This is a genomic window from Massilia litorea (assembly GCF_015101885.1).
GTDB lineage: Bacteria > Pseudomonadota > Gammaproteobacteria > Burkholderiales > Burkholderiaceae_D > Telluria > Telluria litorea.
Window position 1 is genome coordinate 934,318 of sequence record NZ_CP062941.1, and the last position, 26,970, is coordinate 961,287.

Consider the following 26,970-nt stretch of genomic DNA (forward strand, 5'->3'; position numbering starts at 1 on the left):
TACGCCCGTCAGTTCTGCCACACCACTCTGACCGCCACCGTGCGCGGCACTTCCGAACGCGTGGCGATTCCCCCGTACTCGGCGTGGCTGCCGTTCAGGTTCGTCGCGGCGACCGACAGGTCCAGATCCGGTCGCAGGCGCCAGCCGAAACGCGCATCGAGGGCGGCATAGCCCGGCACCTGGCCGATATCGAGCGCCCCCACCTTGCGCACGGCGAGCTCGAGTTCGCGCGCCGCGTCGATGCTGTAGGTCGAGCGCAGCTGCAGGTTATGCGAGGGATCGAAGCCCGCCCGCCGCAGGCTGCCGGCGTCGTTGCTGCCGGGTTTCAGCTGAAAACGCTCACGCATGGCCGTCAGTCCGGCCGACAGGCGCCACGATTTCGTTGCCTGGAAACTGCCCCACATTTCGATGCCGTAGCCGTGCCCTTCGCCCAGGTTCGCGAAATCGACTATCGTGCGGCTCGGCCGCAGTTCCTGGGTGCGCAGGTCATCGTAATCGTTGTAGAACAGCGTGGCCGAATACGACAGACGCGGCAGCGGCTGCCCGCGATAGCCCAGTTCGAACACCTTGGCCACCTCCGAGCGCACGCCGGGGCTGCCCGCGAGGATGTAGGGCGGCCGTCCCGGGATATAGGTATCGGCGTCAAGCCGCGAGGGGGCGCGCACCGCACGCGAGGCTGCCGCCCAGAAGGCGTGGCCTGGCGCCCTGCTCCACGACAGGCGCGCGCTCGGCAGGAATTCGGTGCCCGTGTAATCGTTGCGCTCGACCCGGGCACCGACCGTGGCGCGCAGCGTCGGCGCCAGCGTGATCTCGTCCTGGGCAAACAGGCTCAGCCACGTCTGGTTCAGGCGTTCCGGCAGGAAGGCGACATACTGGCTGCCCTGCACATGGTCCCGGCCGTAGCGCGCATTCGCACCCCAGGCCACGTTGTGCGCCCCGATCGGCGCCAGCGTGTGCTGGACCTGCAGGTCGACGATGTCGAGCGACTCGGTAAAGGTCGGCGGCACTTCGCGCCTGGTGTAGTCGTAATACAGCTGGACGTTGACGCTGCCGCCATCCTGCAGCGCATGCTGCCAGCCGCCCGTCAGGTTGGCGCCGTGGGTGTCGACCGTGCCCAGGCCCGGATTGGCTCCGGAAACGGCAATCGTCCCCGGCGCCGGCTGCCCGAACATCCCGCGGTTCACGTTGCCGTTCAGGCTGAAGCGGTCGGCGCCGCGCTCCCAATCGGCCCGAAAACCCACCTGCCCCGCATGCCAGGCATCGTCGATTGCGGCGCCGCTGGCCAGTTCCGTATGCGAGCGTCCCTGCGCCTTGCCATAGACGCGCCAGCCAATGTCGTTCGTGCGTCCGCCCTGGCGAAACGCGATGTCGCCGCCTTCGGTGGCGCCGCGCAGCACGGCGAGACTGCCATGGGTGTCGTGCGCCGAGCGGGTGGTGATGTTGATGACGCCGTTCACGGCGTTCACGCCCCACAGCGTACCGCCCGGGCCGCTGACCACCTCGATCCGTTCGATGTCTTCGAGCAGCAAATCCTGCACATCCCAGAACACGCCGGAAAACAGCGGCGTGTACACCGAACGCCCGTCGATCAGCACCAGCAGTTTATTCGGGGCGCTGTTGCCGCCGCCGTTCAGGCCGCGCGCCGTGATCGCATAGTTCGCACCGTTGACACGCGCCACTTGCAGGTTGGGCGCCAGGCGCAGGACTTCGGGCAGGCTTGCGGCACCCGAGCGGCGGATGTCGTCGGCCGTGATGACGAACACCGCGGCCGGGGCCTCGAGCAGGCGCTCCGGCTTTTTCGACACCGAGGTCACCTGGATATTCGCCAGTTCCTCGATCGACAGGTCAGCAAAATCGGCCCCCTGCGGATCGGCGGCATGGGCATTTGCATGAGCACTACTGGCCAGCGCGGCGGCGAGCAGCAGGACCAGCACCCGTGGGCGTGGCCGGCTTGGGGGAACATTGTACATACGACTCCTCGAAAGGGAACTTTGCCTCTTTTATTCTCAATACGCGCTGGCTCCGATTTTACATTCGACTGTGCCGTGGCTGTGCACGTTTAACAATTCATGCAAGTGTACGAAAAGAAACATGCAGTGCCGAACCACGCATGCCCTTTTTTGCTATAGTTTTCGTTCTGGTCAGTACCAAGGCGACAACAAGCATGCAGCGTTACTCTCTCCCCGCGATCGTCCTGCACTGGCTGATCGCCCTCCTGATCATCGGTACCTTCACGCTGGGCCTGGTGATGACCGACATTCCCGGGCTGACGCCGACCAAGCTGCGCTATTTTTCCTGGCACAAATGGGCGGGTGTAACCGTGCTGTCGCTGGCGACCCTGCGCCTGCTGTGGCGCCTGCGCAGCAAGCCGCCCGCCTATCCCGCCGGCATGGCCCCCTGGCAAAGCCGCGCCGCGCACGGACTGCACGGCCTGCTGTATGTGCTGATGTTTGCCGTGCCGCTGTCCGGCTATTTCTACAGCCTGGCGGCCGGCGTGCCGGTCGTGTATTTTGGCCTGCTTCCCCTGCCGGTCCTGATCGAAGCCGATCCGGTGTTAAAACCCGTGCTCGGCGCCCTGCACTACTGGCTCAACATGGGCCTGGCCGCCCTGGTGGCGATCCACGTGCTGGCCGCTTTAAAACATGTGCTGATCGACCGCGACGGCATCATGGGGCGCATGCTGCCCTTTCCGATTAAAAGAGGAGTTTATAAATGAAACCCGTGCGCGCCCTTGCGCTTGCTTCGCTGTTCGCCAGCGCCCTTGCCGCCTCTCTGTCCACTGCGGCTGTTTTAAAAACCGATCCCGCGAAAAGCAGCGTCGCCGCCGTGTTCAAGCAGATGAACGTGCCGGTCGAAGCGAAATTCAAGACGTTTACGGCATCGATCGACTACGACGCCGCCCGCCCCGAAGCATCGAAGGCGAGCGTCGACATCCAGACCGCCAGCATGGACCTGGGCGACCCCGAATACAATAAAGAGGTTGCCAAGAAAGAGTGGTTCAACACGGCGCAATTTCCGAAAGCGAGTTTTGTCTCGACCTCGATCAAGCCGGCCGCTCCCGGCAAATTGAACGTGGCCGGCAAGCTGACCATCAAGGGCAAGACCGCCGACGTGAATTTCCCGCTGACGGTGAAAACCGAAGCCGGCAAACAGGTTTTTGAAGGGCAGTTGCCGATCAAACGGCTTGCTTTTAATATCGGCGAAGGCGAGTGGAAAGACACCAGCATGGTCGCCGACGAAGTTGTCATCAAATTCCGCGTCACTGCGGGCCAATAATTCACTACCGAGAGACCAATAAATGAAACTGCACCTCCTGATTGCCGCCACCCTTGCCACCAGCGCCGGCTTCGCCTGCGCAGCAGCCGACACCTACAAGATCGAGCCGAACCACACCTACCCGAGCTTCGAAGCCGACCACATGGGCATCTCGGTATGGCGCGGCAAATTCACCAAAACCGACGGCACCATTACGCTCGACCGCGCCGCGAAAACCGGCAGCGTCGACATCACGGTCGACATGAACAGCATCGATTTCGGCCACGAAAAGATGAATGCACACGCGAAGAAGCCGGACATTTTCGACGTCGCCCAATACCCGACCGCCACGTTCAAAGGCAATAAACTGCGCTTCGAAGGCGAGAACCTGGTCGCTGTCGAGGGCGACTTCACCCTGCATGGCGTGACCAAACCACTGACCCTGAACATCGCCAAGTTCAAGTGCATCCAGCACCCGATGCTGAAACGCGAAGTCTGCGGTGCCGACGCACACGGCTTTTTCCTGCGCAGCGATTACGGCGTGAACGCCGGCCTGCCGAATTTTTCGCCTGAAGTGAAACTGGCGATCCAGGTCGAAGCCGTCAAGCAGTAATTCCCCGCTGTAAAACAAAAGCCCCGCTACCTGTCGGCAGCGGGGCTTTTTACATGACAGAACCGACTAAGGCTGATTAACGGCCGTCACGATCCAGGTCGCCCGGAATGGCGCGCTCGACCTTGTGCCATGCGGCACGGCTGGCTGCCTTGGCCTGGTCCCACGACAGGCGCGAGTTGCCGCGGCTGGTGTTCCATTCGTCGGCCAGGTAGTGCTCGTTCTGGTCGTAGCTGCCGGTGTAGCGGCCCTTGCCGTTATAGCCCAGCGCGTAGGCCGGAGCGTAATCGTCGTAGGTGTAGCCAGGGGTGTAATACGACTCGGTTTGATAGGTGTTACGCCAGTGCGCATCTTCCTGGGCTGGATTGACCATGCCGCCGACGCCCTTGCCGGCCATGCCGCCGACCGCTGCGCCGACTGCCGCACCGGCCACCATGCCGATCGGGCCGCCCACGGCGCCGATCGTGGCGCCCGCTGCTGCACCGCCGCCTGCGCCGACGCCCTTGGCCAGGTTATGGTCGTGCAGGTCGTCGCCCGGCTTGGAGTTGACGACTTCGCCGGCACCCTTGCCGGTTGCGCCACCTGCCAGGCCGCCGATCACGGCACCCGCGGCCATGCCGACCGGGCCGCCGACGGCGCCGATCGCTGCGCCTGCCGCTGCGCCACCGGCGCCACCGACGCCTTGCGCCAGGTTATGTTCGTCCAGACGGTCATCGCCTTTCGGATTCACGACTTCGCCAGCGCCACGGCCGGCTGCGCCGCCCGCCAGGCCGCCGACGACCGCACCGGCGGCCATGCCGATCGGGCCGCCCACGGCGCCGAGTGCGGCACCGGTGGCTGCACCGGCGGTGGCGCCGGCGCCCTTGGCCAGGTGGTGTTCGTTCAGGTCGTCACCGGCTTTCGGATTGACGACTTCGCCCACGCCCTTGCCGGCCATGCCGCCGGTGATGCCGCCGATGGCGGCACCAGCGACGGTACCGATCGGACCGGCTGCGGAACCGATGGCGGCACCAGCGAGCGCGCCGCCGACGGCGCCGACGCCGGTGCCGATCACGTGCGAACCGCCTTGTTCGGTCCACGAACGCTCGATGTGGGCAGCGTCTTCGTCGTTACGGGCGTGCACGCCCATCAGGATGCCGCCCTGCTTGATGCCTTCTTCGTAGTGTGCTGCGCGTTCTTCAGGGATACCGGCACCGATCAGCGCGCCGATCAGGCCGCCGGTGATGCCGCCGGCGCCGGCGCCGGCCAGTGCTGCGGCCAGCGGGCCGGCCACGACCAGGCCAAAGCCTGGCAACACGAGGGTGGTGCCGACGGCGGCAATGCCTGCCAGGACGGCGCCGATGGTGCCGCCGATACCGGCGCCGATGCCGGCGCCTTCGGCTGCCTTGCTACCGAGTTCGGTATCGGTGTCGGCGAAGTGGGTGCTGCGGGTCGAATCCGACATCATCAGGTTGACGTCGTCCTTGCTGTAGCCGCGGGTGGAAACGGTATCGTAAGCGCGCTCTGCGCTGGCGCGGTCCGGGAACAGGCCGGTGACCATGCGCGAATTCTGCTTATTGGTGTCGTAGCTCATGATGTATCCCTTTCAAAGGTGTTGTGGTAGTGCGGTCAGGTCTTGCAACAATTCGGTTGCCAGTAGCCGAACAATATGCCCCGACTATTACCCCTTCTGTTCGCTGACGCACTCACTTCACGAGATTCCAAAACGGCAACATTTTCATGAAAAAAAACCCGGCCCGGAACAGGATTTACAGATTCGTCGTCTAACGTTCGTTGCCGCACCGACCCGCTATGTCGACATTCCGTAGACTTTTTCACATGGCCACCGCAATCAATTGGCCTCGGGTAGGTTTTTTTTACTATGAGGAGGAACTAAAATGCTATTCATCATCTGGATCGTCGTCGGTGGTATCCTGGGCTGGCTTGCAAGCATGGTCATGAAGACCGATGCCGAGCAAGGCATGATTCTGAACGTTGTGGTCGGTATCATCGGCGCCTTCCTGGGCGGCTGGTTGCTCTCCCCACTGTTCGGTTCTGGCACTATCAATTCGGATGACTTCAGCGTGTCGTCGCTGCTGGTTTCGTTCCTGGGTGCTGTTATCCTGCTGGCTATCGTCAACCTGCTGCGTCGCGGCCGCGTGCGTTAATCAGTGGTTTGCCCCACATAACCAACGCTTCCACGCGTTGGTTTTTTTTCGTCTGAAGGTTCCCTATGCGCGTTAGTAGAGTCACTGTTTCGATAACCAGCTGCATCCTGACGCTCATCGTCGGCTTTCTCGCTCTCAATTTCATGCCGAGCGAAAAGCAGATCGAGACGCAACTGCCGCGCATGTACGATATCCACGACGCCCAGTTCCGGCGTTCGATGGGGGTACTGCTCGGCCCTCCCATCATTGAAGGCAACAAGGTCGAGACCCTGCTCAACGGCGACCAGATCTTCCCCGCCATGCTGGCCGCCATCCGCGGCGCCCGGAAAACGATCACTTTCGAAACCTATATCTACTGGTCGGAAACGATCGGCGAGGAATTTTCGAATGCCCTGGCCGAGCGCGCGCGCGCCGGCGTGAAAGTACACGTGATGCTCGACTTCATCGGCAGCATGAAGATGAAGGAAGACGCCATGCAGAAAATGCGCGACGCCGGCGTGCAATTGCAGCGCTATCACAAGCCGGCCTGGTGGAAACTCGCGCGCCTGAACAACCGCACGCACCGAAAATTGTTGATTGTCGACGGCAGCGTCGGCTTTACGGGCGGCGTCGGCATCGCCGACCAGTGGCGAGGAAACGCCCAGGATGAAAATCACTGGCGCGATACCCATTTCCGCGTCGAAGGCCCCGTCGTCGGCCAGATGCAGGCCGTGTTTACCGATAACTGGATCAAGGCCACCGGTGTCGTGCTCGATGGCGACGATTATTTTCCGGCCCTGAAAGCCGCCGGCGACATGCCGGCGCAGATGTTTTCCAGCTCGCCGACCGGCGGCAGCGAAAGCATGCACCTGATGTACCTGATGGCGATCACCGCCGCGCGCAAGTCGATCAACATGTCGGCCTCGTATTTCGTGCCCGACGACCTGACGCTGCGCGCGCTCGCCGCCGCCGCCAAGCGCGGCGTCAAGGTGCGCATCATCACGCCGGGCAAGGAAATCGATTCGGACATCGTGCGCCTGGCCTCGCGCGAACGTTGGGGCGACATGTTGAAAGCCGGAGTCGAGATCGCCGAATACCAGCCGACCATGTACCACGTGAAGGCGCTGATCGTCGACTCCCTGATGGTCTCGGTCGGCTCGACCAATTTCGACAACCGCTCGTTTTCCATCAACGACGAGGCAAACCTGAACGTGCTCGACGCCGATTTCGCGCGCGCCCAGGATGCGGTCTTCGACCAGGACTGGCAGCGTGCACGGCGCATGACCTACGCTGCCTGGCAGAACCGCTCGTGGACCGAAAAACTGAGCGGCGAAGTTGCCTCGCTGCTGGGCTCGCAGCTGTAAATACCGGCCTTGCCGGGCCGGAAATAACGGTTGACGAGCCGAGGCGGGATTACGGATACTCTTGGCTGCTCCGTGGGAGCCAGACGTATCCGATAACCCCTCCTGATCGATCGCGAATGAAAAAGACTCTCCTCTCGCTGGCCATCCTGACCAGCTTCGCCGCACAAGCGGACGAAGGCATGTGGATGCCGCAGCAGCTGCCACAAGTAGCCCAGCAACTGAAGGCCGCCGGCCTCGAACTCGACCCGGCAACGCTGACCAAACTGACCGAATTCCCGATGGGCGCGGTGGTGAGCCTGGGCGGCTGCTCGGCATCGTTCGTCTCGCCGCAAGGCCTGGTCGTCACCAACCACCACTGCGTCTACAACAGCGTCGCCGTCAACTCGACGCCGCAGAAAGACCTGCTGGCGAACGGCTTCCTCGCCAAAACCCTGGCCGAGGAAGTGCCGGCAGCGCCAGGCAGCCGCGTGTTCGTGACGGAAGAGGTGACCAAGGTCACCGACCAGATCATCGACGCCAAAGTGGCGCGCTTGACCGGCAAGGCACGGATCGACGCAATCGAAAAGAACCAGAAAGAAATGGTGGCCGCCTGCGAAAAAACGCCGGGTTACCGCTGCACCGTGGCCAGCTACTACGGCGGCCTCGAGTTCTATCGCCTGAAACAGCTGGAAATCCGCGACGTGCGACTGGTGCACGCGCCGCCGGCCGGCGTCGGCAAATTCGGCGGCGACACCGATAACTGGATGTGGCCGCGCCACACCGGTGACTACGGTTTTTATCGCGCCTACGTGAGCAAGGACGGCAAGGCCGCCGACTACGCGAGCGACAACGTCCCTTACGTGCCGAAGCACTTCCTGAAAGTGGCGACCGAAGGCTCGAAGGAAGGCGATTTCATCATGGTCGTCGGCTATCCCGGCCGCACCAACCGCCACCGCCTGCCGTCGGAAGTGCAGTACACCTTCGACTGGAACTATCCGGCCTTCGTGCAAGCCTCGGGTGACGTATTGTCCATCATCGAGCGCGAAACCAAGAACGATCCGGCTGCCAAGCTGAAGTACGCCGGCCAGATCGCCAGCGTCAACAATTACTACAAGAACCGCAAGGGCATGCTGACCTCCTACGGGGACAGCGACTTCCTGGCGCGCAAGACCGCCGAGCACAATGCAATGAAGGCCTGGGTCAACAGCGACGCCGCCCGTAAAAAGCAGTTCGCGGGCGACATCGACGCCGTCGAAAAGCTGATCGCCGAGCGCGACAGCCACACCAAGGAAGGCTTCTACCAAAGCTACGCCCAGCCGCGCTTCCTGGGCTCGGCACGTACCCTGTACCGCCTGGCCAACGAGCGCACCAAGCCGGACGCCGCACGCAAGTCGGGCTACCAGGAACGCGACATGGCGCGCATGACCTCGGTCATCACCGGCCAGGACCGCACCTACGACGAAAAAGTCGACAAGGCGCTGGTCCTGCACTTCCTGAGCAAGTACCTGGCCCAGCCGGCCAAGGAACAGGACACGGCCTTCAACGCCGCCCTCGGCATCCGTTCGGGCATGAGCCAGGACGAACTGAAGGCCGCCATCGACAAGGCCTATGCCGGTTCGAAACTGGCCAACAAGGAAGAGCGCACCGCGTGGCTCAAAAAGTCGCCGGCCGAGTTCAAGGCCAGCAACGACAGCTTCATCAAGGCAGCCGTCGCCATGTATGAATCGGACCTGAAGGACGAAGCCAAAGAGGAAGAACTCGGCGGCAAGATCCAGAAGGCCTATTCCGGCTACATGAAGGCGAAGATCGCCTACATGAATAGCAAGGGCCAGGCCGTCTATCCGGACGCCAACGGCACCCTGCGCGTCACCTTCGGCAAGATCGCCGGCCGCGACCATGGCGCCGACGGCACCGGTGCGTGGACCGCGTTCACCACGGTGAAAGGCGTCGTTGCTAAGCACACCGGCGAAGGCGAATTCAACGCCCCGACCGCCCAGCTGGCCGCCATCAAGGCCAAGGACTTCGGCAAGTTCGTCGATCCTGCACTGAAGACTGTGCCGGTGAACTACCTGGCGACGCTGGACATCACCGGCGGCAACTCGGGTTCGGCAGCGCTGAACAAGCGCGGAGAATTGATCGGCCTGGCCTTCGACGGCACCCTCGATTCCATCATCTCGGACTGGGATTTCAATGCGGCCAATACCCGCGACATCCAGGTCGATATCCGCTACATCCTGTGGAACATGAAGCATGTGGACAAGGCGGATAACCTGCTGAAGGAAATGAACGCGCTGTAACGTAAAGCGGCGCTACGGCGCCCTTTCAAGGCAAAAAGCCACGCTGCCGGAAGGCACGTGGCTTTTTTTTCGTCTTGCCATGCACGCTGTGCCAAATGCTCTTAAACGCGTGGAGTCAGGAGTCCACGCGCTTGTATAGCGTGCACACAAAAACGCCGCGTCGAGCGCGGCGTTGGGCATTACGGTTTCTTGTTCAGCCGGCTATGCCTTACGCTATACAGGAAATACGTCGCCACCGCCGCCGCCATCCAGATGAAGAACACGCGGAAGGTCGGCATCGGCAAATCCTTCATGATGTACAGGCAGGCCGCGATCGACAGGCCCGGCACGACATAGGGGCCGAAGGGCACGCGGAAGCCGTGCTCGGCATCCGGGCCCTGCTTGGCGCGGATCACGGGTACCGCGATCGAGACGACGATAAAGGCCGTCAGCGTGCCCATGCTGACCATGTCCCACAAGAAGGTCGAGTCGACCAGGCCGGCCACCAGGCCCACCACCAGACAGACGATCAGCGTGTTCGAGACGGGTGCGCCGGTGCGCGGGTTCACCTTCTGGAACGTCTTCGGGATCAGGCCGTCGCGGCTGATCGCGTACAGGATGCGCGTCTGGCCGTAGATCGTCACCAGGGTCACCGAGAACACGGAGACGACTGCCCCGGCCGACAGCACCAGCGCCGGCCAGGCTTTACCCGTCACGTTCTGCAGGATCACCGACAGGCCGGCCTGCTGGCCCTCGAACAGGTGCGCGGGCTGCGCGCCCATCGCGGCCACGGCGACCAGCAAATAGAACAGGGTGACGATGACCAGCGCCGCCAGGATACCGATCGGCACGTTGCGGCGCGGGTTGTTCACTTCTTCGCCGGCGGTGGCGATCGTGTCGAGGCCGATGAAGGAGAAGAACACGGTGCCGGCGGCGGCCGTCACGCCGGCCATGCCGGCGAAACCCTTGCTGTTGTCGGTATTGAAGAAGGGGTGAAAATTGTTCGCATCAAAACCGGAGAAGGCGATCACCGAGAAAAAGGCCAGGATGGCCAGCTTGATGACGACCATGACGGCATTCGTCGTGGCCGATTCCTTGGTGCCGCGAATCAGCAGGATGCAGCACATGATCACCAGCAGCACCGGCGGCAAATTGAAATTGCCCGAGTGGACAGTCAAATTGCTGTGGTCGGAGACGAACATCGGCGAACGCAGCTGGGCCGGGATTTCCCAGCCAAAGGCGTTCTGCAAGAAGTTGTTCAGGTAATCGGACCAGCCGATCGCCACCGCACTGCCGGCCAGGCCGTATTCGAGCAGCAGGCAGGCGGCGACGATGAAGGCGGCAAATTCGCCCACCGTCGCGTAGGCAAAGGAGTAGGATGAACCCGATGCGGGTACGCGGCCGGCCAGCTCGGCGTAGCACAGGGCGGTCAGGCCGGCGGTAATCGCGGCGATCAGGAAGGATAGAATGACGGCTGGCCCGGCTTTCGGGACCGCTTCGACCATCGTGAAGAAGATGCCGGTGCCGACGGTGGCGCCGACGCCGATCATCGTCAGCGGGAACAGGCCCAATGTGCGGTTCAGGCCGCCGCCATGGGTCGCCTGGCTGTCTTCGTGCGCGCGCTCAGCCGGTTTGGTGCGAATCAGCTTCTGGCCCAGTGTCAGGTTCACGGTTATCCTTTGTCACGAAATGGAGAAATGGCTGAGCACGGAACGCCGCCAAAGTTCGCGATTATAGGGCCGTTCCGGGCCGTTCGCGAGTTGTTGAGAAAATAGTTTCCCCTAACAATGCATCGGCCATGCGTATTTCGTACCTTAAAATAAACCTGCTCTTTCCTGAAGACATTTTATGCGTCTGACCCGCTTTTCCGACATCGGTTTGCGCGTGCTGATCTACCTCGAGCGCGCCGGCGCACGCCCGCATCCGGTGACGGTCGCCGAGATCGCCTCTCAGTTCGCGATTCCGCAGAATCACCTGGTCAAGGTGGTCGGCCATCTGGCCCGTGCCGGCTGGGTGCGCGCCCTGCGCGGCCGCAACGGCGGCCTGCGCCTGGCCGCCGATCCGCAGCTGCTGACGGTGGGGCAAGTGCTGCGCGAACTCGAAGGCGACGACGAACTGGTCGACTGCGAAGCGATCCGCTGCGCCCTCAGCCTCGATTGCCACCTGCGCGGCATGTTACAAGCCGGGATGCGTGCCTTTTACGCGGAGATGGACCGCTACACGCTGGCGCAGGTCACCGCGGGCGGCACCGGCGAGCAGATCGTCCGGATGCACAAGATGTTCTGGAGTGGCGCCACCGCCGGCACGGCATAAGTACACCTGCCCCATGGAAGGCCCGTGCTGCGGGCTTTTTTTTGAAGTTTAAAGTTGCATTAAAAATGCATAAAAAGGAAACACGATGATCTCCTCCACTTCCCGTCCGTATATCGATGCCAGCGTCCCCGTGCTGCGCGAACATGGTCTCGCCATCACTACCCTGTTCTACAACAACATGTTTGCCGAGTATCCCCAATTGACGCGCCTGTTCAACATGGGCAACCAGGCCAGCGGCGCGCAGCAGCAATCGCTCGCATCGGCCGTGTTTGCCTACGCGGCGAATATCGGCACTCCGGAAGCGCTGGGCCCGGTCGTGAAACGCATCGTCCACAAGCACGTCTCGATCGGCATCCGCGCCGAGCATTACCCGATCGTCGGCCGGCACCTGCTGGCGGCGATTGCGGAAACCCTGGGCGCGGCCGCCACGCAGCCCCTGCTCGACGCCTGGGCCGAAGCCTACGGTTCGCTGGCGAATTTGCTGATCTCCGCCGAAGCCGAGCTGTACAGCACCGCCGGCATCGCGCCGGGAGAGACGCGCCCGATGCGCGTCACCGAGGTCACGCGCGAGAGCGACAATGTGTTGTCGATCCGTTTCGTTGCCGACGACGACAAACCGCTGCCGCCGTTCAAGGCCGGCCAGTACGTCAGCGTCGCCGTCGACCTGCCGGGCGGACGCCACCAGCTGCGCCAGTACAGCCTGTCGGACGCTTTCGGCAAGGACAGCCTGCGCATTTCGGTCAAGCGCGAGGATGCACTTGAAGAAGCGCCGGCCGGCGAAGTTTCGAACTGGATCCATGCAAATGTAAAAGTCGGCAGCGTGCTGCAGGTGACGCATCCGTTCGGCGAATTCACGCCGGACACCGAGTCGGAAGCGCCGATCGTGCTGCTCTCGGCCGGCGTCGGCATCACGCCGATGGTCGGGGCGCTGAACCGCATCGCCCTGGTCCATCCGGAACGCCGCGTGATCTTCGCCCACGCCGCCCGCGATGCGGCCCACCACCCGCTGCAGGCCGACGTCGCCGCGGCGCGGGCCCTCATGCCGAACCTGCATGTCGCGACATTTTATGAGGACGTGGGCAGCGCCGCCGACGGCGTGATGGCCGGGCGGATGGACATTGCGCGCCTGCCGGCCTGGGATCTGGAGCAGACGGACGTCTGGCTGTGCGGCCCGCTGAAGTTCATGCAGGCGCAGTGGATGGCGCTGCTGGACGCCGGCGTGCCGGCGCCGCGCCTGCACCGCGAAGTGTTCGGGCCGGATCTGCTGGATCACCTGCTGTAATTTGTATCTGCATACCGGCGGCCTTGGCGGATGCAACATGCAGGGTGGGCGCCCCGCGCCCACCCTGCAAGACGCTCAACGCTGGCCGAGGCGCGTTTCCCCGAACAGCGTCTTGTACTGGCGCGGCTGCGAACGCCAGTACTGCGGCGGCGCGGCCACCTGCGCACCGAGTTCGGCGGCCGCATGCCATGGCCAGCGCGGGTCGTACAGCATCGCGCGCGCCAGCGCCACCATGTCGGCCTGGCCCGACTGCAGGACGTGCTCGGCCTGCTGCGGCTCGGTGATCAGGCCGACGCCGATGGTCGGCACACCCGTTTCGCGTTTGATACGCTCGGCGAAGACGATCTGGTAGCCGGCACCGACCGGAATTTTCTGCAGCGGAGACACGCCGCCGCTGGAGACGTGGATGAAGTGGCAGCCGCGCTTTTCCAGCTCGTGGGATAACCGGACGCTTTGTTCCACATCCCAGCCGCCTTCGACCCAGTCGGTGGCCGAGATGCGCATGCCGACGCACAGATCCGGCACCGCCGCGCGCACCGCTTCGCACACCTCGAGCGGAAAGCGCATGCGGTTTTCCAGCGAGCCGCCGTAGTCGTCCTCGCGCCGGTTCGCCAGCGGCGACAGGAACTGGTGCAGCAGGTAGCGGTGGGCGCCGTGCAGTTCGATGGCGTCCAGGCCGAGCTGTTGTGCGCGCAGGGCGGCGTCGACGAAACCCTGCTTGATGCGCTGCAGGCCTTCGTGGTCCAGCGCCAGCGGCACGCTCTCGCCTTCGGCATGCGGGACACTCGATGGCGCGACCGTCTGCCAGCCGCGTGGCTGGTCGGGGTGGATGTTGGCGCCGCCTTCCCAGGGCACGTTGCTGGAGGCCTTGCGGCCGGCGTGCGCCAGCTGGATGCCGATTTTAATCGGTGAGTGGCGGCGCATCGCGGCGATGACCGGTTTCAGGGCTTCCAGGTGGGCGTCGGACCACAGGCCCAGGTCGTCGGGCGTGATGCGCCCTTCCGGGGTGACGGCGGTCGCCTCGATGATCAACAAGGCAGCGCCGGACAGGGCCAGGTGGCCGAGGTGGATCATGTGCCAGTCGGTGGCCAGGCCCTCGTCGGCCGAGTACTGGCACATGGGGGCGATGGCGATGCGGTTGGTCAGTTCGAGTGGCCCGAGTCGGTAGGGGCTGAACAGCATGCTCATGGGGACGGCTCCATTCTTGTTCGAATGGGCCAGTCTAGCGAACATGGGCGGATTCTGCAGGCGCACGCAACGCGTGGGCATGCCCACGCGTACGGACCCGTGATCAATCGCGGAAATAAAAAACGCCGCGGACTCCGCGGCGTTTCGATCAATTCACACGCACCACCATCAACCCGGCGCGCAACCCGACTCTGACATCCGGATTCGGGAACACCACCATCTCCTCCTCGTGGAACACCGAATACACGGTCTCCCCGTCGGTGGCGATCACTTCTCCCCGCTTGAGCGAAGCGAAATTCGGCGTCTCGCGACTAAAACCCATGCGGAAATCGTCGGACAGTTTGACGATCTCCTGCGCCACCTTGAACACGTGCGGCGCGGTGCGCGCCGCCGCCTGTTCGCCGCGCAGCAGTGCATCGAGCGCTGCGGAAGCGTCGACAAACTGGGCCATGTTGTTCTGCCCCAGCGTGCCGACCCGTCCCAGCTCCACGGTGCTGCCCGCCGCGGCGTGGTGCTCGGCCGAGTAATAGCTGTAGGTGCCGGCCGATTTCGGATTCATGACGATCGCGCCGATCGCGGCCTGCCCCAGCCAGTCGATCAATGCTTGCTTGCCGTGGTCGGCGATCAGGTCCGGCACGATCGCGAACATCGGGTAGTGCGAAGCGCGGATCGCCGTGTGCAGGTCCAGGTGCCAGCGCACCGGGCCGGTGCCCGCGAAGAAGGCGTCGGTGGCGGCGATCATCTCGTCCGCCCGTGCAGCCTCCGCTGTCCCGGCCAGCGCTCCGCGATCGGGCTTGAACATGCGGTTCAAGTCGGCGTCGATGAAACGCTTGCCGGCGGCGATCGCCTCGACATTCCCGACGCAGAGCATCAGGTCCACCGCCAGCGCTGCAGGCGCGCGTGAAAGGGCTTCGATCACGTGCGCGACCATTTCGATCGGCCCGGTCTCGTCGCCATGCACGCCGACCGACAGCAGCACCGCCGGCCGGGTCACGGGCTGCACACCCTTCACCGTCAGGATGCCCTTTGCGGGCAACCCGACGACGAAGCCGGCGTCGCGGAAGCGCTGCGCGACCGTGCCGAAATCGGCTTCGGCCAGCGCGCGCACCGCGTCAGGCACCTGATGGAGGGACGGTGCGCTCATGGTCTCAAGCCGCCAGGCGTTCCGGATTCGAGCCTTCCGACAGCGACCAGACGTCCAGCATTGCCTGTTCGAGGTCGGTGGCCGGCGCGTAACCGGTCAGGCCCATCTCCGACGTGACCTTGTCGACCGCCGCCAGCGCATCGCCGCTGCCGGCACGCTCGATCACCTGCAGCAGCAGGCGCTGCTGGGTGCGGCGCAATGCCTGCATCGCGTAGTTGCGCAGCTGTTCCTGCGACTTGCTTTGCGGCGGCAACTTGAGGCCGCGCTCCAGCGTGTCGATGCCGGCGCGCTCGCGCAGCGCCATGCCGACCTGCAGGAACTGGGCCAGCGACATGCCGCTTGGGCGCTGCACGGAGACGGCGGCGAACAGGAAAGTCGCCAGCGACTCGATGGTCTCAACAAGCTTCCAGGCCTGCACGAAGCGGCCGTTCAGGCCCGCATGGCCGTCTGCCTCCGACTTGGCAGGCATCAGCTGGCGCACCTGCTCGCTGTTGGCGAACAGCTGCGACAGTTCCTGCATGCCGTCGGCGCCCTGCGGCAGCGAGAGCACGCCTTCGATCACGGCGCGCAGCAGCGCACGGGTGCGCTGGTCGACCGCGACCGACACTTCACGCGGCACGCTCAGGGCATCGGCGTCGAGCGCGTCGAACACCGGCGCCAGGTTCAGCGCCGACCAGGCACGGCCCCAGGCTTTCACGACTTCCGCTTCGTCGACGCGGTGTTCGGCAGCCAGGTCGCGGATCATCAGCGGGCCGCAGCGGTTGACCGCCTCGTTCGCCAGCACCGTGGCCAGGATCGCATTCGCCAGCGGGTGATCGAGCGGGTCGCGGGTCGCGACCAGCTGGGCCGGGAAGTACGGACGCAGTACCGTCTCGGCCCAGGGTTCGTCGGTCAGCGGCAGCGCGGCCAGGATGCGTTTAAAACGGTTCTTGACGTTGGCGACGACGACCGCCAGTTCCGGCGCGGTGAGGCCGACGCCGAGCGCTTTGCGGCGCTGCAGTTCGGTGTCCGTCGGCAGCTGTTCCAGCTCGCGCGAGACGGCGCCCTCGGCTTCCAGGCTGGTGATCAGGGCAGCGTAGGCGTCGACGACCGAGCCGTTCTGCTGCGCCTGCACTTCGCGGGTCAGCAAATGGGTCTGCTGCGTGTTGTCGCGCAGGACCAGTTTTTCGACGTCGCCCGTCATCTCGTTCAGGATGCGGTTACGGTCCGCTTCCGGCAGCTTGCCGAGATTGACTTCGGTATCGAGCCAGATCTTGATGTTGACTTCGTGGTCCGAGCAGTCCACGCCGGCCGAGTTGTCGATCGCATCGGTGAAGATGCGGCCGCCAGCCAGTGCGAATTCGATGCGGCCGGCCTGGGTCGCGCCCAGGTTGCCGCCTTCGGAGACCACCTTGCAGCGCAGTTCGTTGCCGTTGACGCGGATCCGGTCATTGGCGCGGTCTTTGACTTGCGCATGGGTTTCGGTCGAGGCCTTGATATAGGTACCGATGCCGCCGTTGTAGAACAGGTCCACCGGTGCCAGCAGGATGCGGTGCATCAGCTCTTCCGGAGCGAGCGAGGTCTCTTCGATGTCCAGCGCAGCACGCACCTGCGGCGACAGTTCGATCGAACGGGCGTTACGTGGGAACACGCCGCCGCCCTGGGAGATCAGGCTCTTGTCGTAGTCTTCCCACGACGAACGCGGCAGCGCGAACATGCGCTGGCGTTCGGCGAACGAGACCGCGACGTCCGGGGTCGGATCCAGGAAGATGTGGCGGTGGTCGAAGGCCGCCAGCACTTTTAATTGACGCGACAGCAGCACGCCGTTGCCGAACACGTCGCCCGACATGTCGCCCACGCCGACCATCGAGATCGGGGTCGTGCTCATGTCGTGGCCGATTTCGTAGAAGTGGCGTTTGACGGCTTCGAAGGCGCCCTTCGCGGTGATGCCCATCTTCTTGTGGTCGTAGCCGTTCGAGCCGCCCGAGGCAAACGCGTCGCCCAGCCAGAAGCCACGCTGGACGGCGATGCTGTTGGCGATGTCGGAGAAGGTCGCGGTGCCCTTGTCGGCGGCGACCACCAGGTACGGATCGTCCTGGTCGTAGCGCACGGTGTTATCCGGTGCCACGATCGCGCCGCGCACGCGGTTGTCGGTCACTTCCAGCAGGCTGGCGATGAACAGGCGGTAGACGCTCTCGCCCTCAGCCGCCACGGTTTCGCGCACGGCGTCCTTCGGCATCTGCTTGCAGACGAAGCCGCCCTTCGAGCCGGCCGGCACGATGACGGCATTTTTCACCATCTGCGCCTTCACCAGGCCGAGGACTTCGGTGCGGTAGTCTTCCATGCGGTCCGACCAGCGCAGGCCGCCGCGGGCGACCGGGCCGCCGCGCAGGTGCACGCCTTCGAAGCGGCGCGAGAACACATAGATCTCGCGGTAAGGACGCGGTTCCGGTGCCAGCGACAGGTTGCTGGTGTCGAACTTGAAAATGATCTTTTCGCCGTCGTTCTGGAAGTAGTTGGTGCGCACGGTCGCCAGCGCCAGCTCGACCAGGGCGGCCATGATTTCTTCGGTGTCGGCGTGGTTCACGCTCGACAGGCCGGCTTTCAGCGAGGCCAGCTTCGCGGTGCCTTCGCCGCGTTCGGACTCGGACAGGGCGGGATTAAAACGCTGCAGGAAGGCGGTGACGAACTCTTTGACCAATGCCGGCTGGGCGCGCAGCGTTTCCGCCATGTAGCGCACCGAGAACTTCGAGCCGAGCTGGCGCCAGTAGCTGATATAGCCGCGCACCAGCTGCACTTCGCGCACCGACAGGCCGCCTTCGATGGTCAGCCCGTTCAGGCGACCGTCTTCGGCTTCGTTGTTGAACAGCGCGGAAAACAGCTCTTCGGCCACCGGCGCGATGCCGGCTTTGACCAGTTTGTTGCCGCTCTCGTCGTCCACGGCCAGCGCGGTGACGTGGTGGCGCACGCCGTCGGTGGTCGTGATAGCCCAGGTCTGCTCGCGGTCGACCGCGATGCCTGCGTTCTGCAGGGCCGGCAGGATGCGCGACAGCGAGGGCACGTTCTCGCCCGAGTACAGGCGGATCGAGGCGTCGTGGGCTTCGTTGCCGGCGCCGCTGCCCGGTTCGATGCGCACGGCGACGCGGTCTTGCTGGCCGATGTTGAGCATGGCCTGCAGGTCGCGGAAGGCGACGTCCGGCGCGGTCGCGGTGACGAAGGAGACCGGCAGGTTGGCGCCCATCTTGCGCAGGCTGCTGCGCTGCGCGTGTTCTTCGACGCCGTTGGTCATGGCGGCAAAGCGGTCGTGCCAGCCGTCCAGCACCGCCAGCAGCGGCTGCTGGATGTCGGTTTCCAGGTCGAGCGGATAGCGGGCAGCATGCGCGATCAGGTAGACACGGGCCAGCGGGCCGTCGGCCACCAGGGTCTGCACGCGCACATCATGCGCGCCCGAGCTTTCCTTCAGGGCTTGCGCCAGGCTGGTGGCGACGGCGGCGCTGTAGCGCTCGCGCGGCAGGTAGACCAGCGTGTTCAGGTGGCGGCCATACACGTCGCGGCGGGCAAAGACTTTTGGACGCGGCTGCTTGTACAGCGAGACGACCGAGCTGCACACCTGCGCCAGCCATTCCGGATCGGCTTCCAGCGCTTCGGTGCGCGGCAGGGATTCGAGGATCTCGAGGAATTTCTCGGCGCGGAAACCTTCCTGGCGCACGCCGGCCAGGCTCAGGACTTTCGCCACGCGGCCGCGCGCGAACGGCAGGCGCGCCAGCGGGGTCGAGGTGGCGGCGCGGGTGAACAGGCCGACGAAGCAGTGCTCGCCGAGGATGTTGCCCTGGGCGTCGGTGTGGCGCACGCCAATAAAATCGAGCGGCTGGTCGCGGTGCAGGGTTCCCTCGACGTCGGCCTTCACGATCGACAGCGTTTCGGCGCGGCCGGCCAGGGTATTGAGTTCGCCCGGGATGTTCGCCAGGCAGGTGCCGTAGACCGGATGCGCGGTGTCCTTCAGCACGCCGATGCGGCTCGGGATGTCGCGTGCCAGCTCGGTCTGGCCGGGCTGGACGACATAGTATGCGTAGCCGAAGGGTTCGAAGCCTTCATTTTTCGCCCACTCGAGGAAGGCCGCCACTTCCTGGCCGGCCGGGGTATTGCCGGCTGCCGCGGCGGCGGCGACGGCGGTCATGCGGTCGCCCATGGCGACGGCATCGCGGTGCACGACGGCGGCATCGTTGGCGACCATGCGGATACGCGCGGTCAGCTTGTCGAGTTCTTCGAAGGCCAGTTCGTCGTTCAGCAGCACCAGCACATACGATTCAAGAGGAGACCCGGCGCTGCCGACGGCGGTCACGACCCCGTTCGCGTCACGCTGGACCGGCAGCACGGCGTTCATCACGCCGGCGGCCAGGACGCGCTCCTTGCGCAGTGCCATGACGAAGGAATCGACCAGGTAAGGCATGTCGTCGTTGAGGATCAGCAGCGCCGTCGCCATGCCGCCCTTGGTGTCGGTGTAGCGCAGTTGCGCGATCTGGCAGCCCTGCGAAGTGCGCTTCGCGGCCTGCGTGAAACCGTCCCACAGGACGGGGGCCAGCGCTTGCGGCGCGGTGCCGGCCAGATCTTCTTCGTCGAGTGATCCGAGCCAGGCGCTGATCAGGGCGCGGACTTGTTCGGTCGCGCCGGCAGCGGGCTGGTTGGTCACCAGGTTGAGGGTCTGCGTACGCAAATCTTGCGACATGTCGTTCATTGTTGCTTCTCCAAAGCTTGATGTTGTCGCCCGTACGCGCTACGGCTTGTGGCTTTGCGCGCACCGGCGTTTGGTGGACAGGGTTGTCCCGTCCAGGTCCTTGGCTTCCTTGTCCCGGAAGCGTGTAACTCGTTCCGATTCGAGACGGTGCGTTGTGCGCCAGTCCCGGTTCTTTGCTGCTGTACCGCGTGGGCTCGGAGAGCCCACCCTACGTTACGCGACTGCTTCGGGTGCACCGTAGGGTGGGCTCTCGAGCCCACGCGTCATCACCGCTTGATCAACGGCGCCTTAACTCAAATCGTACAAACCCGGCAATCCAAGAATGCCTTCCAGCGCCTCCAGCGCCGCCGTGCATTCCAGCGCGAGCTGCGGATCCGCCAGATCCTTCGGCTCCACCCGATCCCGGTAATGCCGCTCGACCCAGCCCACCAGCTGCGCGTACAGCGCTTCGGTCATGATCACGCCCTGGTGCATGCTTGCTGCCTGGTCGTCGGTCAGCGCCACGCGCAAGCGCAGGCAGGCCGGTCCGCCGCCGTTGCGCATGCTCTGGCGCAGGTCGAATTCGAGCAGCTCGTCGATCGGACCGCCGCTGGCGACCAGACCGGCCAGATACGCCGACACCGCCGCGTTCTCGCGGCATTCATGCGGCACCAGCAGCGCCATCTTGCCATCGGTTTTTGTGAGCAGCTGGCTGTTGAACAGGTAGCTGGCCACCGCATCGGCCACCGGCACCATGGCGCCCGCCACCCGCACCGGCACGAAGTCGGCGCCCACGCCCGCAACCGAGCGGCGCAGCGCGTCGATGGTCGAGGCCTCGTCGGCAAACGCTTCCTCATGATAGAACAGGACGTTGCCGTTGCCGACGGCGATGACGTCGTTGTGAAACACGCCCTGGTCGATCACGTCCGGGTTCTGCGCCGCAAACACGGTGCGCGCCGGATCGAGGCCGTGCAGGCGCGCCACGGCTTGCGAGGCTTCCAGGGTCTGGCGCGCCGGATATTTTTTCGGGAACGGCGCCGACGGATCGAACTCCACGCGGCCATAGACAAAAAACTCGACACCGGCCGCGCCGTGGTTGGCGGCGAAACGGGTGTGGTTCGCCGCGCCCTCGTCCCCAAAAGCCGGCGTCGACGGCAGTGGGTCGTGCACGACAAAGTGATCGTGGTTCCTGAAAATCGCGCGCAGCGTGCGCGTGGCCTGCGCGTGCTCTTCCGAGCGGTGCAGTTTGTTGTTCAGGTTCGCGGCCGTGAAGTGGACGCGGCCGTCGCGGGTATCGGCCGAGGGGCTGACGGTGGCCGCGTTCGCGGTCCACATCGGCGCCGCCGACCAGGCGCAGGACAGGATCACGGGCGCTTCGCGCCAGGCCTGGGCCAGTACATCGGCATCGGTGCCCGAGAAGCCGAGGCTGCGCAGCAGGCGGAAATTCGGGCGCGCCTGCGGCGGCATCACGGCTTGCGCGAAGCCGCGTGCGGCCAAATCCCGCATCTTGGTCAGGCCCTGCAGGGCGGCCAGGCGCGGGTTCGAGGCGCTCCTCACATTGCTGAAGGACGCGACGTTCCCGAAGGAGAGGCCGGCGTAGTTGTGCGACGGACCGACAAGGCCATCGAAATTGTATTCGCGAGCGTTACGCATGATTAAAACACCAGTCCCGGCGACAGCTTGGCCGGCATTTCGAGTTCGGACGTCTCGATCGAGGCGACCGGGTAAGCGCAGTAATCCGCAGCATAATACGCGCTTGGGCGGTGATTGCCGGATTTGCCGACGCCGCCGAACGGCGCCGAGCTGGCCGCACCGGTGGTCGGACGGTTCCAGTTGACGATGCCGGCGCGGGCGCGCACGGCGAAACGCTTCCACAGCTCTTCCGACGGCGACAGCAGCGCGGCCGCCAGGCCGAATTCGGTGGCGTTCGCGACCTTCACCGCCTGGTCGAAGTCTTTTACGCGCACGACCTGCAGCAGCGGGCCGAACCACTCTTCGTCCGGAATGCCCTGCGCATCGGTCACGTCGACGATGCCGGCGGTAACAAAACCCGCGTTCGGATCGAGCTGGCGCATCTGCAGCAGCACCTTGCCGCCCTTCGCTTCCATCTCGGCCTGTGCCTGGACCAGGCGCGCGGCGACGGTGCTTGATACCACCGGACCCATGAAGGGCTGCGGCTCGGCCTTCGAGGCGCCGACCTGCAGCTTACTGGCCACTTCCACCAGACGGTCAATAAATGCCTGGCCTTCCGGCGTGTCCTGCACCACCAGGCGGCGCGCGCAGGTGCAGCGCTGGCCGGCGGAGATAAAAGCGGACATCACGGTATGGTGCACGGCGGCGTCGATATCCCGGGGGTTGGAACTGAGATCCCAGACCACGAGCGGGTTGTTGCCGCCCATTTCCAGCGCCAGCATCTTGCCCGGCTGGCCGCCGAACTGTTTATGCAGGGCGGCCCCGGTCTGGCTGCTGCCGGTGAACAGCACGCCGTCGATCAGCGGGTCCTGGCCGAGCGCGATGCCGGTGTCGCGGCCGCCGTTGACCAGGTTCAGCACGCCCTTCGGCAAGCCGGCCTGCTCCCACAGCTGCACGGTTTTGACGGCGGTACGCGGCGCGTATTCGCTCGGCTTGAAGACGACCGTGTTCCCTGCGATCAGGGCAGGCACGATGTGGCCGTTCGGCAGGTGGCCCGGGAAGTTATACGGACCGAAGACGGCGAACACGCCGTGCGGACGGTGGCGCAGGACGGCATTGCCGTCGGCAACCTTGGCCGCCGTCTCGCCGGTACGCGCACCGTAGGACTGCACCGAGATGTCGATTTTATTCGCCATGGTCGCCACTTCCGTGCGCGCTTCCCACAGCGGTTTGCCCACTTCCTCGGCGATGATGGACGCCAGCTCTTCCGCGTGTTCCTTCAGCAGGTCGCGGAACCGGGTGGCGATGCCGATGCGCTCTTCCAGCGGGCGCAGGGCCCAGTCCTCGAAGGCGTCGTGCGCGGCCCGGGCGGCGCGGGCGACATCGTCCGCCGTCGATTCCTTGCTGGTCCAGGTCTGGCGGCCGCTGGACGGGTCGATCGTGACCAGTTCCGCGCCACTTCCCGCAGACCATTCGCCGTTAATAAAATTCGACAGGTTAGCCATTGTTCTTCCTTACGTTAAGTGACAGCGTGCGTACCGGCTCGCCCGCCTGGACGTGCAGCAGCGCCAGTTCCTGCGCCGAGAGGCAGACTTCGGCGCCGTCGATCGTCGTCTGCGCCAGCACCATCCGGAAATCGTCGAGCTTCGTGTTCGACACCAGCAGGCATTCGGTTTCGCCCTGCGGCCGGCCTTCGTTGGCAACGCGCAGCACGCTGTCGCGCACCGAACGCAGTTCTTTTACGCGTCCCTGCAGCACCGGACCGGCGTCAAAGATATCGACATAGCCCTCGTAGTGCATGCCCTCCTGCTCCAGCAGTTTCCGGGCCGGCAGGGTCGAGCGGTGCACCTGGCCGATGACTTCGCGCGCCGACTCCGGCAGGTAGTCGACGTACAGCGGCTGGCGCGGCATCAGCTCGGCGATAAAGGATTTCTTGCCCATCGCGGTCAGGCCGTCGACATGGTTGAAATCCATCTTGAAGAAGTGGCGGCCGAGTCCCTCGTAGAACGGGCTGGTGCCGTCTTCGGTGAGGTAGCCGCGCATCTCGGCGATGATCTTCTCGGTGAACAGCTGCTGGAACTGGGCGATGAACAGGAAACGGCTTTTGGACAGCCACTTGCCGTTGTAGCCCTTGCGGTAGTCCGGCTGCAGGAACAGCGAGCACAGCTCGGTCGCACCCGTCAGGTCGTTCGACAGGTACAAGGTCTCCATGCGCGTAAACACGTTCAGTTCGCGGCTGGAGTGGACCAGGGTGCCGATGCGGTAGTTATAGAACGGCTCGTTCATGCCGACCGCAGCCTTGATGGCGCAGACGCCGGCCAGGCGGCCGGTCTCGGTGTCTTCCAGCACGAACATGTAGTCGCGCTCTTCGGGCGGAATGGTTTCATGAAACGAGGCGACGGCGCAGGCGACCCGGTCGCCCAGCATTTGCCGGTCCGGCTTCAGCGTGGTCATGCCGCCGCCGACCTCGCGCGCCATCTCGATCAGCGGGTCGAGGTCCGATGCAGCAATGGAACGAATGACGAGCATGGTGCCTCTCTCAGATTCTGACGCAGATGACGTTGTCGCCGGGCGCCACGCCCAGCGCCTGCTGTGCCGCGAGCGGCAGGGACAGGACGTCGGAGGTGTCGCATGGCGGGCAAGCCACGGTGATGGCGCGGAAGCGCTCGGCATTCGTCGCCACCGCATAGGTGACGAAGTGCTCGGCTGCGCCCTCCTGTGCAGTCTCGACGCGGCGGTGCTGCGAGCCGCAGAACGAACGCAGCGACAGTTTATGGGCGGCCAGGATCGGGCCGCCGTCGAAGATGTCGACATATTCGTCCGCTTCGAAGCCTTCGGCCGTCAGCAGGTCGAAGGCCAGCTGGCCGCCGGGATGGATCTGGCCCATCGCCGCCTGGGCGTCGCCCGGCAGCAGCGGCACATAGACCGGATAGTGCGGCATCAGCTCGACGATGATCGTGCGATTGCGTGAGCCGCCGATGACGCGCTCGGCGTCGAGGAAATCCATCTTGAAAAACTTGCGGCCGAGCGCATTCCAGAACGGCGACTGGCCGTCTGCATCGGTGACGCCGGCCAGCGGCACGAAGAAGCGGTCGCCGAAGCGGTGCGGCGCCAGCACCGCGTACAGCAGGCGCGCACGCGACAGCAAAGCCGCCTCGATACCCGCGTGTTCGCGGTCGCGCAAATGAAAACCGGCCAGCTGCGAGCAGGCCGTCAGTTCCGAGCACAGGGTCAGCGCATGCACGCTGTGCGAGATGTTGAGGTCGCGCGAGACTTGCTGGATCACGTCGTTGCGGAACGCAAAATAGGTGCCGTTCGAGCCGGCCGACGCGTGCACGGCGGCCGTGCCGACGATGTCACCACTGGTCGACTCTTCCAGCACGAACAGGTAGGACTCCTCGCTCGGGATATCGACTTGCGCCGCGAACGACGCGATCGAACGCTCGACGAAGGCGCCGATCGTGTCGCGCGTGCGCGGCAGCGTGTGCACGCCGGGCGTGATCACGGCAGCCAGGCGCTCGAGCGCGTCGACATCCGCGAGTTCTACCGGACGGACAACGTACATGTGGTCTCCCTTGAAGGGTTCAGTGCGAACGAATCCCGGCCGCGTGGGCCGGGACGATACTGCAAGCGTGAGCGCTTAAGCGGCGGCGAGGAACTCGTCGACGGCGGCGCGCAGGATGCGATCGGCTTCCGCGATCTGCGCGTCCGACACGATCAGCGCCGGCGCCATGCGGATGACGTCGGGACCGGCGATCAGGAGCATCAGGCCCATCTTCTCGGCGATCTTGGTGACGTCCTTGGCGCGGCCTTTAAAACCTTCGGCCAGCGGCAGGCCGATCAAGAGGCCCAGGCCGCGCGCCTTGCCGAACAGCTGCGGATAGTCGGCGGTCAGCTTCTCCAGGTTGGCGAAGATTTTGGCGCTGGCTTCTTTCACGCGCGCCAGGAAGGCCGGCTGGTTGATCATCTCGACCACGTTCAGCGCGACGGTTGCGGCCAGCGGATTGCCGCCGTAGGTAGTGCCGTGCGAGCCGACGTTGAAGTGCTGGGCGATCTCCTCGGTGGTCAGCATCGCGCCGATCGGGTAGCCGTTGCCGAGTGCCTTTGCGCTGGTGAGGATGTCCGGGATGACCGGGGTGTCCATGTAGGCGTAGAGGGCGCCGGTACGGCCCACGCCCGACTGCACTTCATCAAAAATCAGCAGTGCGCCGGTCTTGTCGCAGAACTCGCGCAGCGCCGCCAGGTACTCGTGGTTACCCGGAATCACACCGCCCTCGCCCTGGATCGGCTCGACGATCACGGCCGCGACGTCGTCGAGGATCGCGGCGCGCGCGGCTTCGATGTCGTTGTACGGGATGTGGTTGATCTCTTGCGGCAGCGGCTCGAAACCTTCGGTGTACTTCGGCTGGCCGCCGACGGACACCGTGAACAGCGTGCGGCCGTGGAAGGACGACAGGCAGGAGATGATGCGCGATTTATGGGGACCGAACTTGGTGTGCGCGTACTTGCGCGCCAGTTTCAGGGCCGCTTCGTTCGCTTCCGCGCCCGAGTTGCAGAAGAAGGCGCGGTCGGCAAAGGTCGCTTCGACCAGCGCCGAAGCCAGGCGCAGCACCGGCTCGTTGGTGTAGCCGTTACCGAGGTGCCACAGGGTGTTGATCTGCTTGGTCAGCGCGTCGACCAGCACCGGGTTGGCGTGGCCGAGGCTCGAGACGGCGATACCGGAGGTGAAGTCGAGGTAATGCTTGTCTTCCTGGTCCCACACGTCCAGTCCCGCAGCGCGCACCGGCACCATCGCGGCCGGAGCGTAGGTCGGAACGAGGACTTCGTCGAAGGTCTGCCGAGTGACAGGCCGCGTTGTGACACCCGAATCAAGCTTTGCATTCATGACTTTTTCCTCATCCAGAAGTAGTGACAGGCGCGCCGGGACGCGGGCGCCGAGTCTGGTCATTATAAGGAGGATGGGCTGGCGGGTTCTTGCAGAAGTGCGACGGGGATTTTCATTTTTGGCCGATGAGACCATCCCGGTGGGCCTCGATATCCCCACGGGACTGGCTGGTACTGTCGCTGACCCGCTGCTTCCGGTTAGGTACCGCAAGTAGCGTGACACC

At 64.6% G+C, this 26,970-nt stretch carries 19 protein-coding genes; 8 read left to right on the forward strand and 11 right to left on the reverse strand.

The features are described from left to right. Nucleotides 1-8 precede the first annotated feature (8 nt). Complete coding sequence (locus tag LPB04_RS04180) at nt 9-1,970, reverse strand: TonB-dependent receptor plug domain-containing protein (protein ID WP_193687508.1); 1,962 nt, start codon at nt 1,968-1,970, stop codon at nt 9-11. Nucleotides 1,971-2,164: 194 nt separating this feature from the next. Between LPB04_RS04180 and LPB04_RS04185 the strand changes: the two genes are divergently transcribed. From LPB04_RS04185 to LPB04_RS04195, 3 genes are read left to right on the forward strand one after another with little or no spacing between them, the layout of a single operon-like run. Then, nucleotides 2,165-2,716 (forward strand): cytochrome b, encoded by a 552-nt coding sequence (locus LPB04_RS04185; protein WP_193687509.1) that lies wholly within the window; start codon nt 2,165-2,167, stop codon nt 2,714-2,716. Next, complete coding sequence (locus LPB04_RS04190; RefSeq protein WP_193687510.1) at nt 2,713-3,276, forward strand: YceI family protein; 564 nt, start codon at nt 2,713-2,715, stop codon at nt 3,274-3,276. The genes LPB04_RS04185 and LPB04_RS04190 overlap by 4 nt, the downstream gene beginning before the upstream one ends. Before the next feature lie 22 nt (nt 3,277-3,298). Then, nucleotides 3,299-3,868, forward strand: a complete 570-nt coding sequence (locus tag LPB04_RS04195; protein WP_193687511.1) for a YceI family protein — start codon at nt 3,299-3,301, stop codon at nt 3,866-3,868. Between the two features lie 76 nt (nt 3,869-3,944). Here LPB04_RS04195 and LPB04_RS04200 read toward each other — a convergent pair whose 3' ends face one another. Then, nucleotides 3,945-5,438, reverse strand: coding sequence for a hypothetical protein (locus LPB04_RS04200; RefSeq protein WP_227496609.1), 1,494 nt, complete (start codon nt 5,436-5,438; stop codon nt 3,945-3,947). Nucleotides 5,439-5,742: 304 nt separating this feature from the next. Between LPB04_RS04200 and LPB04_RS04205 the strand changes: the two genes are divergently transcribed. The 3 genes from LPB04_RS04205 (at nt 5,743) to LPB04_RS04215 (ending at nt 9,631) form a co-directional block, all read left to right on the forward strand. Continuing rightward, on the forward strand, nt 5,743-6,012 hold the full coding sequence (locus LPB04_RS04205) for a GlsB/YeaQ/YmgE family stress response membrane protein (protein WP_091876165.1): 270 nt from the start codon (nt 5,743-5,745) through the stop codon (nt 6,010-6,012). 143 nt (nt 6,013-6,155) lie between these two features. Beyond that, nucleotides 6,156-7,355 (forward strand): cardiolipin synthase, encoded by a 1,200-nt coding sequence (cls, locus tag LPB04_RS04210; RefSeq protein WP_193687512.1) that lies wholly within the window; start codon nt 6,156-6,158, stop codon nt 7,353-7,355. 116 nt (nt 7,356-7,471) lie between these two features. Next, nucleotides 7,472-9,631, forward strand: coding sequence for a S46 family peptidase (locus LPB04_RS04215; RefSeq protein WP_193687513.1), 2,160 nt, complete (start codon nt 7,472-7,474; stop codon nt 9,629-9,631). A gap of 179 nt (nt 9,632-9,810) precedes the next feature. Here LPB04_RS04215 and LPB04_RS04220 read toward each other — a convergent pair whose 3' ends face one another. Next, nucleotides 9,811-11,280, reverse strand: a complete 1,470-nt coding sequence (locus LPB04_RS04220; RefSeq protein ID WP_193687514.1) for an APC family permease — start codon at nt 11,278-11,280, stop codon at nt 9,811-9,813. Between the two features lie 178 nt (nt 11,281-11,458). Between LPB04_RS04220 and LPB04_RS04225 the strand changes: the two genes are divergently transcribed. Beyond that, the gene (locus LPB04_RS04225; RefSeq protein WP_193687515.1) at nt 11,459-11,923 is read left to right on the forward strand and encodes an RrF2 family transcriptional regulator; all 465 of its coding nucleotides are present in this window, start codon (nt 11,459-11,461) and stop codon (nt 11,921-11,923) included. A gap of 85 nt (nt 11,924-12,008) precedes the next feature. Beyond that, nucleotides 12,009-13,205, forward strand: a complete 1,197-nt coding sequence (locus tag LPB04_RS04230; RefSeq protein WP_193687516.1) for a globin domain-containing protein — start codon at nt 12,009-12,011, stop codon at nt 13,203-13,205. A 75-nt stretch (nt 13,206-13,280) separates the two neighbouring features. On the opposite strand, the gene LPB04_RS04235 is transcribed toward LPB04_RS04230, so the two are convergent. From LPB04_RS04235 to astC, 8 genes are all read right to left on the reverse strand, one after another. Further along, a complete protein-coding gene (locus tag LPB04_RS04235) occupies nt 13,281-14,393 on the reverse strand; it encodes an NADH:flavin oxidoreductase/NADH oxidase (protein WP_193687517.1) in 1,113 nt (370 codons plus the stop codon). A gap of 148 nt (nt 14,394-14,541) precedes the next feature. Beyond that, on the reverse strand, nt 14,542-15,537 hold the full coding sequence (locus LPB04_RS04240) for a succinylglutamate desuccinylase (RefSeq protein ID WP_193687518.1): 996 nt from the start codon (nt 15,535-15,537) through the stop codon (nt 14,542-14,544). A gap of 4 nt (nt 15,538-15,541) precedes the next feature. Beyond that, nucleotides 15,542-20,251, reverse strand: a complete 4,710-nt coding sequence (locus LPB04_RS04245) for an NAD-glutamate dehydrogenase domain-containing protein (protein ID WP_193687519.1) — start codon at nt 20,249-20,251, stop codon at nt 15,542-15,544. 288 nt (nt 20,252-20,539) lie between these two features. Further along, nucleotides 20,540-21,883, reverse strand: coding sequence for an N-succinylarginine dihydrolase (gene astB / locus LPB04_RS04250; RefSeq protein ID WP_193687520.1), 1,344 nt, complete (start codon nt 21,881-21,883; stop codon nt 20,540-20,542). 2 nt (nt 21,884-21,885) lie between these two features. Beyond that, nucleotides 21,886-23,367, reverse strand: coding sequence for a succinylglutamate-semialdehyde dehydrogenase (astD, locus tag LPB04_RS04255; protein WP_193687521.1), 1,482 nt, complete (start codon nt 23,365-23,367; stop codon nt 21,886-21,888). Next, nucleotides 23,360-24,391, reverse strand: coding sequence for an arginine N-succinyltransferase (gene astA / locus LPB04_RS04260; RefSeq protein ID WP_193687522.1), 1,032 nt, complete (start codon nt 24,389-24,391; stop codon nt 23,360-23,362). Before astA ends, astD begins: the two co-directional genes overlap by 8 nt. Before the next feature lie 10 nt (nt 24,392-24,401). Then, nucleotides 24,402-25,427, reverse strand: a complete 1,026-nt coding sequence (locus LPB04_RS04265; RefSeq protein WP_193687523.1) for an arginine N-succinyltransferase — start codon at nt 25,425-25,427, stop codon at nt 24,402-24,404. A gap of 75 nt (nt 25,428-25,502) precedes the next feature. After that, nucleotides 25,503-26,747 carry an acetylornithine/succinylornithine family transaminase gene (gene astC, locus LPB04_RS04270; protein WP_193687524.1) on the reverse strand — a complete coding sequence of 415 codons (1,245 nt, stop codon included), beginning with the start codon at nt 26,745-26,747 and terminating at the stop codon, nt 25,503-25,505. Nucleotides 26,748-26,970 lie beyond the last annotated feature (223 nt).

What these genes read in the sequence shown, in the direction of transcription:
- astB (WP_193687520.1), bottom strand. Translation starts at nt 21,883, where the DNA reads ATGCGTAACGCTCGCGAATACAATTTCGATGGCCTTGTCGGTCCGTCG.
- LPB04_RS04195 (WP_193687511.1), top strand. Translation starts at nt 3,299, where the DNA reads ATGAAACTGCACCTCCTGATTGCCGCCACCCTTGCCACCAGCGCCGGC.
- astC (WP_193687524.1), bottom strand. Translation starts at nt 26,747, where the DNA reads ATGAATGCAAAGCTTGATTCGGGTGTCACAACGCGGCCTGTCACTCGG.
- LPB04_RS04265 (WP_193687523.1), bottom strand. Translation starts at nt 25,427, where the DNA reads ATGTACGTTGTCCGTCCGGTAGAACTCGCGGATGTCGACGCGCTCGAG.
- LPB04_RS04185 (WP_193687509.1), top strand. Translation starts at nt 2,165, where the DNA reads ATGCAGCGTTACTCTCTCCCCGCGATCGTCCTGCACTGGCTGATCGCC.
- astA (WP_193687522.1), bottom strand. Translation starts at nt 24,391, where the DNA reads ATGCTCGTCATTCGTTCCATTGCTGCATCGGACCTCGACCCGCTGATC.
- LPB04_RS04225 (WP_193687515.1), top strand. Translation starts at nt 11,459, where the DNA reads ATGCGTCTGACCCGCTTTTCCGACATCGGTTTGCGCGTGCTGATCTAC.
- LPB04_RS04200 (WP_227496609.1), bottom strand. Translation starts at nt 5,438, where the DNA reads ATGAGCTACGACACCAATAAGCAGAATTCGCGCATGGTCACCGGCCTG.
- LPB04_RS04215 (WP_193687513.1), top strand. Translation starts at nt 7,472, where the DNA reads ATGAAAAAGACTCTCCTCTCGCTGGCCATCCTGACCAGCTTCGCCGCA.
- LPB04_RS04240 (WP_193687518.1), bottom strand. Translation starts at nt 15,537, where the DNA reads ATGAGCGCACCGTCCCTCCATCAGGTGCCTGACGCGGTGCGCGCGCTG.
- astD (WP_193687521.1), bottom strand. Translation starts at nt 23,367, where the DNA reads ATGGCTAACCTGTCGAATTTTATTAACGGCGAATGGTCTGCGGGAAGT.
- LPB04_RS04190 (WP_193687510.1), top strand. Translation starts at nt 2,713, where the DNA reads ATGAAACCCGTGCGCGCCCTTGCGCTTGCTTCGCTGTTCGCCAGCGCC.
- LPB04_RS04245 (WP_193687519.1), bottom strand. Translation starts at nt 20,251, where the DNA reads ATGAACGACATGTCGCAAGATTTGCGTACGCAGACCCTCAACCTGGTG.
- cls (WP_193687512.1), top strand. Translation starts at nt 6,156, where the DNA reads ATGCCGAGCGAAAAGCAGATCGAGACGCAACTGCCGCGCATGTACGAT.
- LPB04_RS04205 (WP_091876165.1), top strand. Translation starts at nt 5,743, where the DNA reads ATGCTATTCATCATCTGGATCGTCGTCGGTGGTATCCTGGGCTGGCTT.
- LPB04_RS04230 (WP_193687516.1), top strand. Translation starts at nt 12,009, where the DNA reads ATGATCTCCTCCACTTCCCGTCCGTATATCGATGCCAGCGTCCCCGTG.
- LPB04_RS04180 (WP_193687508.1), bottom strand. Translation starts at nt 1,970, where the DNA reads ATGTACAATGTTCCCCCAAGCCGGCCACGCCCACGGGTGCTGGTCCTG.
- LPB04_RS04235 (WP_193687517.1), bottom strand. Translation starts at nt 14,393, where the DNA reads ATGAGCATGCTGTTCAGCCCCTACCGACTCGGGCCACTCGAACTGACC.